The sequence below is a fragment of the Gemmatimonadaceae bacterium genome (assembly GCA_035606695.1).
GTDB lineage: Bacteria > Gemmatimonadota > Gemmatimonadetes > Gemmatimonadales > Gemmatimonadaceae > JAQBQB01.
The window spans coordinates 129,533-146,681 of the sequence record DATNEW010000027.1; the positions used below are offsets into that span (position 1 = coordinate 129,533).

Genomic DNA, 17,149 nt, shown 5'->3' on the forward strand with positions numbered 1-17,149 from the left:
GCTACCGCTGCGCGAATCGATCGTAGACGAACCGCGCCCACCCGCGTAGTCCGCGGCCGGCGTATTTCGCGCCATGCTCTCCAACGAGCCATTCGCGCGTCGGAATCTCGAAGCCCGTCTTCGGCCGCGACAACACCGCGGCGGGCAGCGGACGCCGCGGCGTTTCGGCGATCGCGCGCTTGGGCAAACTTCCCGGACATGCCGCGATGAGCGGTGCCACCGCGCGCCAGAACGTCCAATCGACGAGTGGCACGCGCACCTCGAGCGAATGGCTCATGCTCGCCCAATCCGTGTCGCGCAAAAGCTGATTGCGCATGTACCACGACGCCTCGAGGGCCGACACCTTGAGACGCGGCGCCTCGATGCCATCCACGATCGCGTCGAGTCGCGCGAACTGTTGCAGCTCGCGCCATCCCTCGCGCGCGAGATCCGCGTCCATCACGTCCGGCAACTCCCACGGCATGTACATACCGCGGCGCAGCAGATACGCGCCGCCCCACGTGCCGCCATATTCGAGAACGCTCGCGTACTTCGGTGACGTGAGCTGGCCGACGATCGGCGCTGCGATGAACCGAAGCCCCCGTCCGACGGTCTCCGTTCCGGGAACGCCGCCGAGCGCGCGCACGAGACGCGGCACGTCGCGAAAACTTGGATAGCCGCCGAATAGCTCGTCGCCTCCCAAGCCGGAAAGCGCCACTTTCAGTCCCGTCTTCGCCGCGGCGCGCGCGACGAAATAGCTGTTCACGCCGTCCACCGACGGTTGATCCATGCGCTCGAGCAGCCGATTCGACTGCTCTTTGAAATCGGTGCTTCCGATCCACACGGTCTGGTGATCGGCGCCGCACGATCTCGCGACTTCTTCCGCAAGCGGCGTTTCATCGAAGGCGGTTCCGCGAAACTCGGTGAAGCCGAGCGTGACGGTCTTGAGCGTCCCGCCATTCTCCGACGCGAGCGCGGTCAGCGTGCTCGAGTCGATTCCCGCCGAGAGAAATACACCCACGGGCACGTCGGCCACGAGATGATGGCGCACCGTATCGCGCAACGCGTCGCCGAGTCGCTGCTCGAGCTCACCGGGATGCAGGCGCGGCGCGCGCTCCTCCGCGTTCCGCAGCAAGGCGGTGACGTCGGCGTACTTCACCGGCGCCGACGCACCCGCGGCGTCGATCCACATGGTTGATCCTGCGGGCAGCGCGCGAATGCCGCGGTACATCGTGTACGGCTCGGGGACATGGCCCCACAGGAAAAAGCCCGCATGCGCCGCCGGCTCGGCGGAACGATCGACGCCGCTGCCGCGCAACAACGCCCGCACTTCCGACGCCGCGCGCACGGTCGCGCCATCGTCGGCGTAATACAGCGGCTTGATCCCGAAGTGATCGCGGGCGAGCAGTACGCCGCCGCGCCGCGCGTCGAAGAGCGCGAAGGCGAACATCCCGCGCAGCTCGTGGACCATGTCGGCGCCATGCTCCATGTACAGATGGAGCAGCACTTCGGTGTCGGACTGCGTGGTGAAGGAATGGCCGCGCCGCTCGAGACGATCGCGCAGCGCGCGGAAGTTGTAGATCTCGCCGTTGAACGTGATGACCAACGCGCCGTCGGGCGTCGACATCGGCTGTGCGGCGAGATCGCTGAGATCGATGATCGCGAGCCGGCGATGCGCAAGCGCGACACGCCGGTCGTCGCTCACCCACTCGCCATGCCCGTCAGGACCGCGACAATCCATTCCATCGCGAATGCGCACGAGCTCCTCGAGCTCGACCGGTGCGCCGCCGCGATAGTTGAAGATCGACGCAATGCCGCACATGAACCGTGCGTCGCGCTAGCGCGCGGCGACTCGCTCAGCGGGCGCCGGCTCGGCGGCATCCGCGACCGCGCGCACATACCAGGCGTACGTGTCGCGCAATCCTTGCTGCAATCCGATCGTTGGCCGCCAACCAAGACCGGTCAGTTTGCTGATGTCCAGGAGCTTCTGCGGCGTTCCATCGGGCTTCGACGTATCGAACACGATCTCGCCGTCGTAGCCGACGACCTCCGCAATGAGTTGCGCGAGCTGCGCGATCGTCAGGTCCTCACCGAAGCCGATGTTGACGATCTCCGACGAATCGTACCGCTCCATCACGAACGTGCACGCCGCCGCCAGATCGTCGACGTGCAGGAATTCGCGGCGCGCCCGGCCGGTGCCCCACACCGTCACGCTCGGCGATCCCGACGTCTTTGCTTCGTGAAATTTCCGAAGCAGCGCCGGGAGCACATGACTGTTCTGCAAATCGAAGTTGTCGCCCGGCCCGTAGAGATTGGTCGGCATGACGCTGACGTAGTTCGTGCCGAACTGCCGGTTGTACGAGCGGCACAACTCGAGGCCCGCGATCTTCGCGATGGCGTACGGCCGGTTGGTCGGCTCGAGCTCGCCGCTCAGCAGATACTCTTCCTTGATCGGCTGCGGCGCGTGCTTGGGATAGATGCACGAGCTGCCGAGGAAAAGCAGCTTCTTCACGTCGAAGCGATACGCGGCTTCGAGCACGTTGAGCTGAACCGCCAGATTGCTGCGAATGAAATCGGCCGGGAAGGTGTTGTTGGCCATGATGCCACCCACCTTCGCCGCCGCGAGCAGCACGTACTCCGGGCGCTCCTCGGCGAAAAAGCGCATGACGCTCGTCTGGTTTTCCAGGTCGAGCTCTTCATGCGTTCGCGCGATCAGTTTTGAGAAGCCGCGTGCTCGCAGATGCCGCAGCAGCGCCGACCCAACCAGACCGCGGTGGCCGGCCACATACACGCGACTATCGAGTTGCATGCGCGAATTCGTGTACGGGATGCTTGTTCGCCGCGCGAACGCCGAGTGCCGCGCGTTCACCCGCGGCGCGCTCGAGATCCTCGCGGACCATCATGCGCACCAAGTCCTTGAACGAAACGCGGGGTTCCCACCCGAGCTCGGTCCGCGCCTTGGACGAGTCGCCGAGCAGATAGTCGACTTCCGCGGGGCGGTAGTAGCGCGGATCGATCTCGACGTGCTCCCGCCAGTCGAGCTCCGCCTGCTCGAACGCCATCTCCAGAAATTCGCGGACGCTGTGCGCCTCGCCGGTGGCGATGACGAAATCGCCCGGCGCCGGCGCCTGCAGCATGCGCCACATCGCGTCGACGTAGTCGCCCGCAAAGCCCCAGTCGCGCTTCGCGTCGAGATTGCCCAGAAAGAGCTTCTGCTGCAGGCCGTGCTTGATGCGGCCGACGGCGCGCGTGATCTTGCGCGTCACGAACGTCTCGCCGCGACGCGGCGATTCGTGATTGAACAGAATGCCGTTCGAGATGAACATCCCGTACGATTCGCGATAGTTGATCGCGAACCAGTGCGCGGCCACCTTGCTGACGGCGTACGGGCTGCGCGGATAGAACGGCGTGGCCTCACTCTGCGGCGGCGAGGCGGCGCCGAACATCTCCGACGAGCCGGCTTGATACACGCGCACGTCGTTGCCGGTGCGCTGCCGGTAGTCCCGCACCGCCTCGAACATGCGCAGCGCGCCGACGCCGACGACGTCGGCCGTGTATTCCGGCTGGTCGAACGAGACGCGTACGTGCGACTGCGCCGCGAGATGATAAATCTCTGATGGCTCGACTGCCTCGAGGATGCGCCGCAGGCCGGACGCGTCGGACAGATCCCCGTAGTGCAGGAACAGCCGCGTCGATTGGTCGTGCGGATCGCGGTAGAGGTGCTCCAGCCGTTCCGTGTTGAACGTGGAAGCCCGCCGGATGATCCCGTGCACCTCGTAGCCCTTCTCGAGGAGCAGCTCCGTGAGATACGAGCCGTCCTGCCCCGTTATTCCGGTTATCAGAGCACGGCGCGGCGATCCGCCAACAACAGACATTCGGTCCTCGTTCGGGTACACGCAAACAGCGCGGTTCAGGGTCAGTCAAATATGTATTCCCGTACAAGCTGTGGCGAGGACGTGAGACACTTTAGCCACCGTGAAATCCCCGCTGGAGAGTGTACCTACCGTCGCCACAGGCGTACTTTGCGAGTCTAATTCCCGGTCCGTGTTACCCGCCTCCCCCGAATGACCCATACTCCGGCCGAAAAGCGCCTGCACGCTACTGAATCGTGGGCAGCGGCTGTCGCGGGGAACCTGGCGGTCCGGTTGTGCGGGTTGATCGGCGGAATCTTCATCGCGCGCGCGCTCGGTCCGACAGGCAAGGGCGTCATTACCTCGGCCACGATCTGGCCGACGGTCGCCTTGAGCGTCGGCGCCGTGATCAACGTCCAGACGGTCACCTATTTCACGGCGCGCCAGGGTGAGCGCGGGCTGCAGGCCTGCCTGTACCTGGCGATTGGTTTCGCCGTCGCACTGCTGCCGGCGTCGCTGCTCCTGAATTGGCTCGGTCTGGGGCTCACCCATCGCGGCAGCTTGCGCGCGGCGAACGCGTATGCGCTATCGGTTCCGTTCTCGGTGTTGGCCGGCGTGTTCTCCGCCGCGCTGCTGGCCGAAGGCCGCGTGGTGATGTACTGGCTCATGAAGGTCATCGGCGCCGCGTTGCTAATGGTGCCGATTGTCGTGCTCGCGCTGGCCGGGCACTTGACCGTTCGCGTGTACGTGATCGCGGCGATCGCCGGAACGGCGGCGACCGCCCTGCTCACGGCGTTCGCGCAGCGTACGACGCGCGTGCGTTTGACCAAGCCCGACGGAGCACTCGCGAAGTCGATTCTGTCATTCGGCGCGAAGACGACGTTCACGCTCGTGCCGTATCAGTTGAACCTGCGGCTCGACCAGCTCCTGATGTCGGCGATCGCGCCGCTCGAGGTGCTCGGCGCGTACAACGTGGCGTTCGCGTGGTCGTCGACGCTGTCGATGGTCGGCAGCGGCTTTTCGAGCGTGGTGCTCGCGCGCAGCGCGCGCATCGATCCCGAGCGGACGGACGACTTGCACGCCGCGGCGCGAACGCTGCGTCGGGCGTTCATCGTGCTGTTTCTCGCGGGCACCATCGCGGCGCTGGTTTCGCCGATTGCGGTGCCGCTGCTCTTCGGCCAGGACTTCCGGGCGGGCGTGACGCCGGCCGTCATTCTGTGCGTCGCGGCGATTCCGCTGTATGCCAACTTGCTGCTGCACGAGTTTCTTCGCGGGCTGGGGTATCCCGGGCTTGGCGGCATGCCGGAGATGATTGGTCTCGTGGTGAGCGCCGTGGGACTCGCTGTGCTGTTTCCGCGGTTCGGCGCCACGGGAGCGGCCATCGCGTCGCTCGCGAGTTACCTGATCGTGATGGGTACGCTCGTGACGCGCGCCGTGCGGAGAATTCCGGGTTTTTCAGCGGTGTGGCTGGTGCCGCGACTCGGCGATCTGCGCGCGATCGTCATTGCCGGCGCCGCGTTCGCGCGGCGTCGCACCCGGTCAGCTTTCGGTCACGCGGTTTCCAGATAGCGGCGCGCCGCGTCGCCGGCACACAGCAATACATCGACGATCGAGACTTCGTGCACGAACGGACCCCATGGCTGCGGATACTCGGGATAGGGCCCGTACGACATCCACACCACCTCGATGTCGCTCGAGCGGAAGCGCTGTTCGTCCAGATATGCCCGCGCGGCAGGACCCGAGAGATAGCGCGTGGCGCCGAGCGCGGTGCAGAGCTCCACGAGTCGTTCCGTCGCGTCCATGTCGGCGAGCGCGGAGCGACCGAGCACGTCGATGTCGCGCCGAACCGTGGTGGTGATTCCGAGTCGGTTCGCAATACCGCGCAACAGAAACTCGTTGAGGTCCGTCAGGCGGCTGTGCGGCGCCGCCGCATCGAACAACTCGTGCAACCATGGCGCCGTGCTCGAAAACTCCGCCGCGCGCGCGTAGTTGCTCTCGATGTTGCGCCAGTGATCGCGCGCCCACGCCTTCGACGCGATCTGCACGTCGTCGATCGGCTGAGCGTACCGGCCCTTCACCTCCACCGGAATGGTGAGCCATTGCGGGCCACGCGGCGTCTTGATGCGATTGCGATTGCGCCAGTCGCGGCGCGTGAATTGAACGGAGTCGAAGATCACGAACTCATCGCAGCGCGCGAGCAGATCGAAGTAGCCCTTCCACGGGATGTAGTTGGACTGGCTGATGGCGACGGTCTTGCCACCGTTGCTGTGCACCGTCATCACCGATCACACTCCGTATGCCGCAATCGCTGATCGCGCTCGCACGAAGCGGCGGTCGTCTTCCCGCCCTCGATGTTGCGTCGGTCCACTATCCGGCCGAGGGCGCCGCGGCGCTCGCGAGCATCGAAGCGAGTCATTTCTGGTTCACGTCGCGACGTGCCGCCGTATGGCGTCTCCTTCGGCGCGCGCTCGGTCCGAGCGACCCCGCGGGTCGCATCGTTGGGCTCGACATCGGCTGCGGCTCGGGATACACCGCCGCGTGGCTCACCGATCGCGGCGCGCCGACGCTCGGCGTCGATGCGATGCCCGCACCGAGTTGGCCGGCGTTGGCCGACCGCACGCTCGGGTTGCTCCCCGGCGACATCACGGCGATCGATCCGGCGCAGGAATTCGACTTCGTCCTGCTGCTCGACGTGCTCGAGCACATCGACGACGATGCGGCCTTCCTTGCGCACGCGCTGGGATTTCTGAAGCCCATGGGCGTCGCCATCGTGACGATGCCGGCGTTCGCCTGGCTCTGGTCGCCGATTGACGCATATTCGGGACACCGCCGCCGCTACACGCGCGCGATGGTTCGCTCGCTGGTCGATCGGATTGGGCCCGGCGCACGGTTGGAGTTGGCGAGCTACTTCTACGCCACGACATTCCTGCCGTTCGCCGTCAGCCGGCTCCGCCGGCGTGAGGTTCGCCGAGCTATTCACGACGAAAGCTCGCCGCCCGCGTGGATCAACGCCACGCTCGCGGCGCTCCTCCGCGCCGAGGCCCGCATCGTTTCGTTCGGCGTCGTCCCCTTTGGATCCTCGGTCGTCGGCGTTGTTCGCAAATACTCATGAGGCGCGCCAGGAACGGACGGAGTCGAGCACGTACGCGAGCTCGCTCTCGGTCATGTCCGCGTACATCGGCAAGCGCAGCAAACGCTCGGAGACCGACTCCGCCACGGGCAGCGAGACGTTGCCCACGAGTCGCTGCCCCATTTCCGATTGATGCAGCGGAATGTAGTGAAACACCGCGGAGACACTGCGTTCGGCGAGGTGCGCGATCAAGCCGGTCCGCGCCTCGGCCGTCGGCATGACGAGATAGTACATGTGCCAACTCTGATCGCAGTGCGGCGGCACCGTGGGTTGAGCGACACCGTGTGTCGCGGCCCACGCCGCGAGCTCGCGATGGTACGTGTTCCACACCGCACGCCGGCGATGCTGGATGTCGTCGAGCGCTTCGAGCTGCGCCAACAGGTATGCGGCGAGCATATCCGAGGGCAGATAGCTCGACCCCACGTCGACCCACGTGTACTTGTCGATTTGCCCGCGATGAAAGCGGCTTCGATTCGTGCCCTTCTCGCGCAGGATCTCGGCGCGCTCGACGAGATTGGCGTCGTTGATCAATAACGCGCCGCCCTCGCCGCACGTGACATTCTTCGTTTCGTGGAAACTCAGCGACGCCGTGCTGCCGAACGTGCCGAGCATGCGTCCGCGATACGCCGACAGCAGCGCGTGAGCGGTGTCCTCGACGATGGCGATCTTGTGCGCGTTGGCGAGCGCGACGATCGCGTCCATCTCGCATGCCACGCCGGCGTAGTGCACGAGCGCGATCGCCCGCGTGCGCCGCGTGATGAGCGATTCGATCTGCCGTTCGTCGATGTTGAGCGTGTCGGCGCGCGAATCGGCGAACACGGGCGTCGCGCCTCGCAACACGAACGCGTTCGCGGTCGACACGAACGTGAATGTGGGAATGATGACTTCGTCGCCCGGGCCGACATCCAGCAGGAGCGCGGCCATCTCCAGCGCATGCGTACACGACGTCGTCAGCAACGACGTCTCGACGCCGAGCCGTGCCTGCAGCAACTGCTGGCATCGATGCGTGAAGGGACCGTCGCCAGAGAGCCAGCGCTGCTCGATCGCTTGCGCGATGTACTCCGCCTCTCGGCCCGTGACGAGCGGGCGATTGAACGGTATCCGTGCACGCGCTCCCGCTATCGGCGACGGCGACGCCATTATACATTCACTCCCGACGGACTCGTGGCTTTTCATCGAAGGTAATCTCGAATGGACGCGCAGGCACTGGTGGCCGCGATCGTGGAGCAGCAACTGCCACCACTGGCGCCGCGGACGCCGCTGAACGCAATACAAGGATGGGACTCGCTCGCGACGGTGCTGCTGGTCGGCCGATTGGAGGAGATCCTCGGACGTGAGCTCGATGAAACGGAATTGGAGCGCTTGGTCACGCTCGAAGATATCGAGAATCTGCTCCAGGTGAGGTGACCGCGCATGGCTGCCGAGCAACGGCAGTGGATCGTGGTCGCGGGCGGCGCCGGGTCGCTCGGCGACGCGATCGTTCGTCGCTACGGCGAGCGTCGCGAACGGGTCCTCGTGCTCGACCGAACGCCGGCACACACGACGTTCGAGACCGTCGTTGCACGCACGGTCGATTTGACGTCAGCGCCCGAGGTGAAAGAGGCGATCGACGCAGCGATTCCCCGTTCCGATCGCATTACTCTGCTGGTGAACGCCGCCGGAATGATCTGGAACGAACCGATGGTCTCCGTTCGAGGCGGTGCACTCCAGCCACACTCGATCGACCACTGGCGCGCCGTGCTCGACGCGAATCTCACGACCGTGTTCGTCGTATCGTCGCACGTTGCGGCGCGCATGGTTCGCACACGCGGTGGCGCCATCGTCAACTTCAGCTCTCTGTCGGCGCGCGGCAATGCGGGGCAGACCGCGTATGCGGCCGCGAAAGCGGGTGTCGAAGGCCTCACGCGTGCAATGGCGGCCGAGCTCGGCCCCGCGGGAATTCGCGTCAATGCGATCGCTCCCGGATTCGTCGACGTCGCGTCGACTCGCGCGGCGGTGGCCGATGAACGCCTCTCATCGCTCGCGAAAGCGACTCCGCTGCGCCGGCTCGGTCGGGCCGACGAGATCGCCGACGCGGTCGAGGCGCTTGCATCGAACACGTTCATCAACGGAGTCGTGCTGGATGTCGATGGTGGGCTACGACTCTGACCTTCGGAGCGCCTCTCGCGTCCTGGCGTCGTCGCGTGCGAGCGTGACGCTCTGGGACGCATTCGAGGAGACGGTGCGTCGTGGCCCGAGCGCGCCGGCGCTCGTGCTGCACGACACGACGGTCACGTTCGCCGAACTGCGCCACGATGCCGAGCGATGCGCAAGCTGGCTCGCGCGGCGCGGCATTGTGCGCGGCGACGTCGTCGCGCTGCAACTGCCAAAGCGACGCGAGACGTACGCACTGTGGCTCGCCTGCGTTCGTCAGGGCGCGCCTTACGTGTTCATCGATCCACGGCAACCAGAAGCGCGCACGCTCCGTGTGCTCGACCGCGTCGGAGCGCGACTCCTCGTAACGGCGACGCCGGGCCAATTCGCAGATCAGGTCCTGCTGGAAGATGCCGACTCGGGGTCGCGGTGGCTCGGGGAATTGGCGGACGATGATGTGCCGGCGCCAGCGGCGCTGCACTCGCAATCGCCGGCGTACGTGATGTTCACCTCCGGATCGACCGGCGAACCGAAGGGCGCCGTCATTCCACACGGTGGCGTGCTCGCCCTCATGCGTTGGGCGGAGCGCAATGTCGGAACTGGAATGGATCAGCGCTACGCCAACCTCAATCCGCTGCACTTCGACAACTCCGTGTTCGATTTGTATTGCGGTCTGTTGAGCGGCGCCGCACTCATTCCGGTGGAGACGGCCGGCGAAGCCAATCCCGCGGTGTGGGTCAAGTCGCTGCGCGAGGGTGCGGCCACAGTCGTATTCGCCGTTCCAACGTTATTTCTCACGCTCGCGCGTCTGCGGCTGCTGCGGCCTCGGTCCCTTCCGAGCGTGCGCACGTTCCTGTTTGGCGGTGAAGGGTTTCCGATCGACGAGCTGCGCGCCTTTCATGAAGCGTTCGCGGGGCATGCGCGTTTGATCAACGTCTATGGCCCGACAGAGACGAGCTGCATCTGCGCGAGCCTCGAGATCGACGGCGCAGCATTGGCCGCCGCGGGGACCGGTTTGGCGGCGCTCGGCCGAATGCATGAAGAATTCGAATACGCCGTGCTCGATGCCGATGGCGCACCCGTCGCGCGAAACGATGTGGGCGAGCTTTGGATCGGCGGGCCGTGCGTCGGGCTCGGCTACTACGCCGCGCCGGAGGAGACCGCCGCGCGTTTTCGCCAGGATCCGCGGCAGGAATCGTATCGTTCGGTTTGGTTTCGATCGGGCGACCTCGTTCGCGAGGACGCGGACCGCCTCCTTTGGTTCCACGGTCGAGCGGACAATCAAGTGAAAGTCCGTGGCCACCGAATCGAGCTCGAGGAAATCGAGCTCGTCATACAGAGCGTGGCCGGCGTTCGGCGTGCGGTCTGTGTCGTGGTTCGAGACGGCATGGCGGCCGAGCTCCGTGCCGCGTTTGCCTGCGATGAGGACGACGTAACAGCCCACGTGCAGGCCGCGTGTGCCGCGCGGTTGCCGGGATACATGCAACCGGCACACCTGATCCGAGTTGCCGACCTTCCGATTAACGCCAACGGCAAGGTCGATCGTCGAGCGGTGCGCGCGATGATGGAATCCTCATGACGACTACTCCGCCCGTGCTCTCGATCGTCACGACCGTGTACAACTCGGCGGATACGCTCGAGAGCTTCTACGAGCGCATGTCGAAATCCGCGGCGAGCATCACCGCGGATTTCGAGATCGTGATCGTCGATGACGGATCGCCGGACGACTCGCTCGCCATGGCGCGCGGTCTCGCCGCCCGAGACCCGCGCGTTGTCGTCGTCGAGCTGTCGCGAAATTTCGGGCATCACAAAGCGCTCATGACGGGCCTGGACTTCGCGCGCGGAGAAATCTGTCTGTTCATCGACAGCGATCTCGAGGAACCGCCCGAGTTGCTGCCGACGTTCTGGACGATGCTGCACCAGACGGACGCCGACGTGATTTACGGCTATCAGGTACTGCGCGGCGGCAACGTCGTTCGTCGCCTGACCGGTGGAATCGCGTTCTGGCTGTTCAAGGCACTCATTCCGTACGACGTCCCGCGAAATCTCATCACGCTGCGCCTCATGCGGCGCTCGTACGTCGACTCGCTGCTGTTGCATCGCGAGCGGCAAACCGTGATTGGCGGCCTGTGGGTCATTACCGGGTACAAACAGCTAGGCGTTCCGGTCGAAAAGGAGATGCGACGCCGGACGACGTACGGCCTTCGGCGGCGTTGGAGTTTGCTCATCGACTCGATCACCTCGTTCAGCGAAGTCCCGCTCATCGGCATTTTCTATCTCGGCATGATCATCTCGCTGCTCGCCGCCGCGATGGGCATCTGGCTGCTGATCCGCAAAGCTGTGAGCGGCGTGGGTGTCGAAGGGTGGGTCTCGGTGATGCTGTCGGTGTGGTTCCTGGGCGGGCTTTCGATTTTTTGCCTCGGCATCATCGGCATCTATCTCTCGAAGATTTTCATCGAGACGAAGCAGCGCCCCTATACGCTCGTCCGCGCGGTTTACGGCGGCGCTGCTGACGCACGAACGTTGGGCCGTCGCGATGACCCTCGCATCTCGGTTGCATCGGACACCGGGCGGCGATGACCGCGAGCCACTGTCACGCATGCGGGGCTTCCGAATGGTGGGCGCTGCCTGATCCGGCGCCCGACCGTTCCATCACGACCGCCGGATTGATCCTCGACCGACCACTCGCGAAGGCGCAGTGCGCCCGATGTGGATTCGTGCAGCGAACGCGCGACCGTTTCGTCGGCGAATCCGACTACTATGCAGAGCGCTATGCGTCGTATTACGCGCGACCCGGCGCGACCACGTACGATGCGGAGCGGTATCGCGTCATGGCTGAATGGATTGGAGCGTCCATCGCAATTTCGGCCCCGGCGAAAATCCTGGACGTCGGCTGCGGCGCGGGTTGGGCGATGGATGCTCTGCGCCGTGTCTATCCCGCCGCGACGATCGAGGGGATCGAACCGTCCATCGCGAACGCCGAAGCCGCGCGCAGCCGCGGGTTGTCTGTGCGCACCGGTACGCTCGACGAAGACCTTCGTTCGTCGACCGGCGATGACGGCTATGACCTCGTGTACTCGATCAACGTGCTGCAGCATGTTCTCGATCCGGTCGCGTTTCTCCGCGGGATCGCCGAGCGGCTCCATCCTCGCGGACGCGTTGTTCTCATCTTGCCCGACGCCACTCGTCCAACGAACGAAATCCTGTGGGCCGATCACAACTTCTCATTCGAGCCTCGGCATGTCGCCATGGTTGCCGACCGTGCCGGGCTGGCCGTGGTGGGGTGGTTCGGTCAACCGGAACACATCAGCATTCTCGACAAGCAACTCGTCGTCCTCGCTCGTACGGATCTCGCCCCGTCGCCGGAACTTGCCAAGCTGCGCCATCCTGAGGACTCGTTCGCGGACCGCGAGGCCTATCTGCGAGAGTGGAGTGACGTGCGCGCTCGGCTGCGAGACGCTACTGTCGGATTCCGACAGGTGGCGAATTTCGGCGCCAGCATGTGGACCTTTCTGCTGGCGGGCTACGCACCTGAATACTGGGGCCGAGTGGACTATTGTGTGGTCGACGGATTCGCGGGAACATGCCTGGACAAGACCGTGCGGCCGTTCGCGGCAGACACGTTCAGCGCCGAGGATTGTATCGTTCTGGGAGTACACCCGCGCTCGCAGCCGGCGCTGGAACAGCGACTGGCGCCGACCGGTTCCCGAGTGATCGCCTGGGCGGATTGCGTGCCGCACGACTCATGATGAAACACTCATCGACATGACAGAGGCCGAGTCGCCTTCGAGGGCGCATCGCGTCGTGATCTTCGGAGCCGGGCAGGGCGCCCGCACCGCGACGCGCTATTTGCACGACGACACGGATCACGAGGTCGTCGGCTACGTCGTCGACGCCGAGTTCGTCGGCAACGGTTCGCTCGACGGCAAGCCCGTGGTGGCGGTCGGCGACGCGACATCCGCGTTTCCGCCCGCCACTGTCCACGCTTTCGTTCCGCTCGGCTCGACCAACCTCAACGCCCTGCGCGCCGAGAAGTATGCTCTTCTCAAGACGCTGGGCTATCGGTTCATCAGCTACGTCCACTCATCCGTCCGCGCGTATCCCGATTTCGTCTGCGGCGAGAACTGCTTCATTCTCGATGGCCAAACCGTGAACTATGGCGTCTCGATCGGGGCGAACGTCGTGATGTGGAGCGGCTGTCATCTCGGCGACGGCAGCCGAATCGAGGACGACGCGTTCCTGGCGTCGCATGTCGTTCTCAACGGCGAGGTCGTCATCGGGCGTGGCTCGTTTCTCGGGAGCAATTGCACGATTTCGAGAGGCATCACGCTAGGCGCCGAGTCGTTCATCGGAGCAAACGCGCTGATCACCGCCGACACCGCGCCGGGTGCCGTGCACATCGTGCAAGCCACGCCGGCCGCGCCCATGACCAGCCGCAAGTTCGTCAAGTTAATGCGGAACCGTTTCTAGAGATGATTGCGTGTCCGTCTATCTAGATCCACGTGCGGCGACACGCAGGCTTGGTCTCGTCCAGGGACCGACCGGTGTGCCGTGGCACGTGACGCACTGTCAGAATCCGTTTCCGCAGGCGCTCGGCGGCGGGCGGTATCGAATTCACTTTTCGGCGCGCGACGCGCGCAATCGATCTCGCGGCGCGTGGGTGGATGTGCACGTCGCGGGCGATCAAATCATCACAGAGCACGTCGCACCCATTCCATCGCTGGAGCTCGGACGTCTGGGCGCGTTCGACGACGCGGGCGCGATGCCGGGTTGTCTCGTCGACACTCCCGACGGACTGCGGATGTACTACACGGGCTGGACGCTCGGCGGAACAGTGCCGTTCCAATTCGAAATCGGCTGCGCGATCTCGACCGACGGCGGCGCAACGTTTACCCGCATATCCGAGGCGCCGATTCTCGGTCGCAACCACCATGACCCATTCGTTGTCGGTGCACCGTGGGTACTCCGTGACGGCGACGGGTATCGCATGTGGTACGCCGCCGGTACGGAATGGAAGTCGGACGCCGCCGGCGCCGGCAAACCGGTGCACTATTACACCATCAAGCACGCGTCGAGCGACGACGGCCTCACGTGGCGAACATCAGGTCATCGATGCATCGACTATGGCGAGGGCGAGCACGCGATCGCGCGACCTGTCGTCATCCCCGACGGCGACCGCCTGCTGATGTTCTATTCAGCTCGTCGCCTCGGTGAAGCCTATCGAGTGTACGTGGCTGTCTCTCGCGACGGTCTGTTGTGGGAGCGGAAGCCACGACCATTCCTCGACGTCGGCAGCGCCGCGTGGGAGAACGAGATGGTCTGCTACGCGGCTCCGCTTCAGGCGGATGACCGCTCGTTCGTGTTGTATAACGGCAACGGTTACGGCAGCGCGGGAGTCGGCGCGCTCCTCGTCACAGCTTGAGCTCTCCTTCGTTCGTTCTCTTCTTCCTCGCCTATGCGTTCCGCATCGATCTCTCCTCCGTTCACGGGCTATCTCTACGTCCTCGGCTGCGTGCTCTTCACCGTGTACGGCCAGCTGATTCTGAAATGGCAAGTCGGCCGCGCCGGTTCGCTGCCCGTCGGCTTCGCCGACAAGGCGCGCTACATGATCGCGCTGGTGCTCATGCCGTGGATGTTGACGAGCGTCATCGCGGCGTTTCTCGCGTTCGTGTGTTGGGCTGCGGCCATGACGAAGCTCGATCTCTCCTACGCGTACCCGTTCACCAGCCTGTCCTTCGTGCTCGTGAGCGTGCTCAGCGTCGCGGTGTTTCGCGAGACCGTGCCGCCCACCCGCGTTCTGGGATTGGCGCTGATCGTCGTCGGCATCATCATCGGTAGCCGCGCGTGACCGATGCGGCCGTTCTCGATCGGAAGGAGGCCGTTGCAGCCGACCAACCTCCGTTGTCTCGATACGGCATCCTGCCGCTCGCGCTCGTGGCCGTGGTGTTCGCGCTCGCGTTCCAACAATCGCCGCTCTACACGCTCAACCAGAACGCCGCGTTCCTCCGCGGCCTCGCCAAAGGCGGCCTCGGTTTTCTGAGCGCGGATTGGGAAGTGCAGCGGCAGGAAGCGTTGCCGAGTTTCACGTGGCTCGTGACGGCAACGTATCGCGCGCACTTCGAGAACGCGTTCTATCTGTATTATCTGCCGCTGCTCGCGATCTACGCCTATGCGCTGTCCGAGCTCGTGCGGCGGCTGGTTGGCCTGCGCCGGTATTCGGCGCCGCATCTCCTCTTTCTCGCAACGTTCCTCGCGCTTCATTGTAGCCTCGCGTTCGAGCTTGCGAGTCCGTTCGGCCGCGCCAGCCGATTGTTGCATCCGGAAGGTCCGCTCCTCGCGGGTCTGGGCGGCATGTACGCGTTGGGCTCGTACTTTCAGCCGTCGTGCTTCGGCGTGCTGCTGTTCCTCTCGATGTTGTGTTTCGTCGAGAATCGACCGATGATCGCGGCCGCGGTTGCCGCCCTGACCGCGACGATTCATCCGACGTTCGGACTCAGCGCCGCGTTTCTCATTGCGACATACAGCGCGATCATTCTGCTCCGCGACCGGAATCTCGCTCGCGCACTGTGGGTAGGCGTGTGCGGCGCGGTATTGATGCTGCCGATCGCGGTCTACGTCTTGAACACCTTTGGCCCCTCGTCGAAGGAGCTCTGGGCGCAAGCGACCTACATCCTGGCATTCGTCCGCATTCCGCATCACGCGCGTCCCGCGGTGTGGTTCGGCTACAAGGCCGCCGCGCAGTGTCTCGTGATGGTTGGCGCGGTTTGGTTGCTGCGGCGTGACGTGCGCGGCCTGCTCCTGGCGATTCCGCTCGGACTGTCGCTGTGTCTGACCGCCATGGCGGCGATCGTCGACAAGCCGTGGTTCTCGCTGATGTTTCCGTGGCGCATCACCGCGTTCCTGCTTCCGCTATCCACGTGCGTCATTCTGGCGTGGCTCGCCGCATGGCTGGCGTCGCGACTCCAGCGGACGTCGTGGTTCAGGCCTGCGTCAGTCGCCGTGACCGCGGTCGTCGTCGCCTGGCTCGCCATCGTGGGTGTCGCGCAGGTGTGGCGTCTCGTTCGCTCGACGCCGCGCGTGCCGTCGGACGCAGCGCTCGCGTTCGCGCGGCAGACCGCGCGCAAGGGCGACGTCTACGTCATCCCGATCGATCTCGAGGAATTTCGCCTGGCGACGGGCGTCCCGATCGTCGCCGACTGGAAGACAGCGCCGACACAGGACACCGACCTGCTCGAATGGTATTCGCGCATCGAGCGCATCAAGCGATTCTATGCCGAGCACGGCGCCGGCGCCTGCCGACACTTGAGCGAACTGCAAACCGCCTATGCGGTGACCCATGTACTGCTGCCGGCGCCCGCCGAATTATCCTGCGCCTTTGCACGGCTCGTGTTTCGCGACCGCGCGTTCACGGTGTATGCGCTCACACCGTCATTTGCGGACTAGAATGGTGAACTCGTAGAGGTCATAGTCGTGCAGCAGCGCCACCTTCTTCGAGAAGCGTTGTTTGCACGCGGCGAAGATCTCGGACGGGTTCGCGTAGTACAAATCGCTTCGCATGCGCCCCGGATCGCTGTACGAGGTCAGCATGTTGAACGCGAACCCGCGCGTCGAGAGCGCGTCGAGACGCTCCAGCGTCGAGTCGATATGCGCGCGCCAGGCGTCGTCGGACACGCCGAGGCGCACGTTGAAGATGCCGCTCGCCACGACGTAGTCGGCGGCGGAAACGCGGCTCGCGTCGCTCGTCAACTCTTCGTGGGCCACGTCGACGAGCTGCTCCCGTGCCGCGGCGATCATCTCCGGAGCGACGTCGTAGCCGGAATATCTCGCCGGCCACCGGTGCTGGGAGAGGTACAGGCCGAGCGCGCCGTATCCGCAGCCGTAGTCGAGCAGAGCGAACTCGCGGCTCGGGTCGCAAACCTTCAACAACTGCTCGAATCGCAGGGATTGCGACGCCGCGTCGTTCCAATCCACGCCGCGCGGCACCGGGCCGTGCGTGCGCAACGCCGCGGTGTAGTAGTCGCGAACGAGATCGATTGGCGATTCGTGCGTGCTCATT

General features: G+C 65.0%; 17 protein-coding genes. 11 read left to right on the forward strand and 6 right to left on the reverse strand.

Annotated elements, in window-relative coordinates; all coding sequences use genetic code 11:
• Position 1: 1 nt before the first annotated feature.
• The 3 genes from asnB to gmd are packed head-to-tail and all read right to left on the reverse strand — an operon-like array spanning position 2 to position 3,854.
• A complete protein-coding gene (gene asnB, locus VN706_13850; protein HXT16717.1) occupies positions 2 to 1,801 on the reverse strand; it encodes an asparagine synthase (glutamine-hydrolyzing) in 1,800 nt (599 codons plus the stop codon).
• A 15-nt stretch (positions 1,802 to 1,816) separates the two neighbouring features.
• Entirely contained in the window at positions 1,817 to 2,788 is a 972-nt protein-coding gene (locus tag VN706_13855; protein ID HXT16718.1) for a GDP-L-fucose synthase, read from the reverse strand.
• Positions 2,775 to 3,854 carry a GDP-mannose 4,6-dehydratase gene (gmd, locus tag VN706_13860; protein HXT16719.1) on the reverse strand — a complete coding sequence of 360 codons (1,080 nt, stop codon included), beginning with the start codon at positions 3,852 to 3,854 and terminating at the stop codon, positions 2,775 to 2,777. Before gmd ends, VN706_13855 begins: the two co-directional genes overlap by 14 nt.
• Before the next feature lie 189 nt (positions 3,855 to 4,043).
• Here gmd and VN706_13865 point away from each other — a divergent pair, with 189 nt between their 5' ends.
• A complete protein-coding gene (locus VN706_13865; GenBank protein ID HXT16720.1) occupies positions 4,044 to 5,399 on the forward strand; it encodes a polysaccharide biosynthesis C-terminal domain-containing protein in 1,356 nt (451 codons plus the stop codon).
• On the opposite strand, the gene VN706_13870 is transcribed toward VN706_13865, so the two are convergent.
• Positions 5,381 to 6,109, reverse strand: a complete 729-nt coding sequence (locus VN706_13870; protein ID HXT16721.1) for a WbqC family protein — start codon at positions 6,107 to 6,109, stop codon at positions 5,381 to 5,383. The genes VN706_13865 and VN706_13870 overlap by 19 nt on opposite strands.
• A gap of 17 nt (positions 6,110 to 6,126) precedes the next feature.
• Here VN706_13870 and VN706_13875 point away from each other — a divergent pair, with 17 nt between their 5' ends.
• Entirely contained in the window at positions 6,127 to 6,942 is an 816-nt protein-coding gene (locus tag VN706_13875; GenBank protein HXT16722.1) for a class I SAM-dependent methyltransferase, read from the forward strand.
• Here the strand turns inward: VN706_13875 and rffA are convergent.
• Complete coding sequence (rffA, locus tag VN706_13880) at positions 6,937 to 8,100, reverse strand: dTDP-4-amino-4,6-dideoxygalactose transaminase (GenBank protein ID HXT16723.1); 1,164 nt, start codon at positions 8,098 to 8,100, stop codon at positions 6,937 to 6,939. The two genes, VN706_13875 and rffA, sit on opposite strands and share 6 nt — an antisense overlap.
• A 51-nt stretch (positions 8,101 to 8,151) precedes the next feature.
• Between rffA and VN706_13885 the strand changes: the two genes are divergently transcribed.
• The 9 genes from VN706_13885 to VN706_13925 all read left to right on the forward strand — a co-directional run bounded on the left by VN706_13885 (position 8,152) and on the right by VN706_13925 (position 16,536).
• Positions 8,152 to 8,367: an acyl carrier protein gene (locus VN706_13885; protein HXT16724.1), complete on the forward strand. Its 216-nt coding sequence runs from the start codon at positions 8,152 to 8,154 to the stop codon at positions 8,365 to 8,367.
• A gap of 6 nt (positions 8,368 to 8,373) precedes the next feature.
• Positions 8,374 to 9,108, forward strand: coding sequence for an SDR family oxidoreductase (locus VN706_13890; protein HXT16725.1), 735 nt, complete (start codon positions 8,374 to 8,376; stop codon positions 9,106 to 9,108).
• A gap of 43 nt (positions 9,109 to 9,151) precedes the next feature.
• The gene (locus VN706_13895; protein ID HXT16726.1) at positions 9,152 to 10,672 is read left to right on the forward strand and encodes an amino acid adenylation domain-containing protein; all 1,521 of its coding nucleotides are present in this window, start codon (positions 9,152 to 9,154) and stop codon (positions 10,670 to 10,672) included.
• The gene (locus VN706_13900; protein HXT16727.1) at positions 10,669 to 11,673 is read left to right on the forward strand and encodes a glycosyltransferase family 2 protein; all 1,005 of its coding nucleotides are present in this window, start codon (positions 10,669 to 10,671) and stop codon (positions 11,671 to 11,673) included. Before VN706_13895 ends, VN706_13900 begins: the two co-directional genes overlap by 4 nt.
• A 137-nt stretch (positions 11,674 to 11,810) precedes the next feature.
• Positions 11,811 to 12,842, forward strand: coding sequence for a class I SAM-dependent methyltransferase (locus VN706_13905; GenBank protein ID HXT16728.1), 1,032 nt, complete (start codon positions 11,811 to 11,813; stop codon positions 12,840 to 12,842).
• A 55-nt stretch (positions 12,843 to 12,897) separates the two neighbouring features.
• Positions 12,898 to 13,563 (forward strand): acetyltransferase, encoded by a 666-nt coding sequence (locus tag VN706_13910; protein HXT16729.1) that lies wholly within the window; start codon positions 12,898 to 12,900, stop codon positions 13,561 to 13,563.
• Positions 13,564 to 13,573: 10 nt separating this feature from the next.
• Positions 13,574 to 14,515, forward strand: coding sequence for a hypothetical protein (locus VN706_13915; protein HXT16730.1), 942 nt, complete (start codon positions 13,574 to 13,576; stop codon positions 14,513 to 14,515).
• A 33-nt stretch (positions 14,516 to 14,548) separates the two neighbouring features.
• On the forward strand, positions 14,549 to 14,941 hold the full coding sequence (locus tag VN706_13920; GenBank protein HXT16731.1) for an SMR family transporter: 393 nt from the start codon (positions 14,549 to 14,551) through the stop codon (positions 14,939 to 14,941).
• Positions 14,938 to 16,536 carry a DUF6798 domain-containing protein gene (locus tag VN706_13925; GenBank protein HXT16732.1) on the forward strand — a complete coding sequence of 533 codons (1,599 nt, stop codon included), beginning with the start codon at positions 14,938 to 14,940 and terminating at the stop codon, positions 16,534 to 16,536. The genes VN706_13920 and VN706_13925 overlap by 4 nt, the downstream gene beginning before the upstream one ends.
• Here VN706_13925 and VN706_13930 read toward each other — a convergent pair.
• Positions 16,522 to 17,148 (reverse strand): class I SAM-dependent methyltransferase, encoded by a 627-nt coding sequence (locus VN706_13930; GenBank protein HXT16733.1) that lies wholly within the window; start codon positions 17,146 to 17,148, stop codon positions 16,522 to 16,524. The two genes, VN706_13925 and VN706_13930, sit on opposite strands and share 15 nt — an antisense overlap.
• Position 17,149 lies beyond the last annotated feature (1 nt).

Coding starts and splice junctions, on each gene's coding strand:
- asnB (HXT16717.1), bottom strand. CDS start 1,801: ATGTGCGGCATTGCGTCGATCTTCAACTATCGCGGCGGCGCACCGGTC.
- VN706_13855 (HXT16718.1), bottom strand. CDS start 2,788: ATGCAACTCGATAGTCGCGTGTATGTGGCCGGCCACCGCGGTCTGGTT.
- gmd (HXT16719.1), bottom strand. CDS start 3,854: ATGTCTGTTGTTGGCGGATCGCCGCGCCGTGCTCTGATAACCGGAATA.
- VN706_13865 (HXT16720.1), top strand. CDS start 4,044: ATGACCCATACTCCGGCCGAAAAGCGCCTGCACGCTACTGAATCGTGG.
- VN706_13870 (HXT16721.1), bottom strand. CDS start 6,109: ATGACGGTGCACAGCAACGGTGGCAAGACCGTCGCCATCAGCCAGTCC.
- VN706_13875 (HXT16722.1), top strand. CDS start 6,127: ATGCCGCAATCGCTGATCGCGCTCGCACGAAGCGGCGGTCGTCTTCCC.
- rffA (HXT16723.1), bottom strand. CDS start 8,100: ATGGCGTCGCCGTCGCCGATAGCGGGAGCGCGTGCACGGATACCGTTC.
- VN706_13885 (HXT16724.1), top strand. CDS start 8,152: ATGGACGCGCAGGCACTGGTGGCCGCGATCGTGGAGCAGCAACTGCCA.
- VN706_13890 (HXT16725.1), top strand. CDS start 8,374: ATGGCTGCCGAGCAACGGCAGTGGATCGTGGTCGCGGGCGGCGCCGGG.
- VN706_13900 (HXT16727.1), top strand. CDS start 10,669: ATGACGACTACTCCGCCCGTGCTCTCGATCGTCACGACCGTGTACAAC.
- VN706_13920 (HXT16731.1), top strand. CDS start 14,549: ATGCGTTCCGCATCGATCTCTCCTCCGTTCACGGGCTATCTCTACGTC.
- VN706_13930 (HXT16733.1), bottom strand. CDS start 17,148: ATGAGCACGCACGAATCGCCAATCGATCTCGTTCGCGACTACTACACC.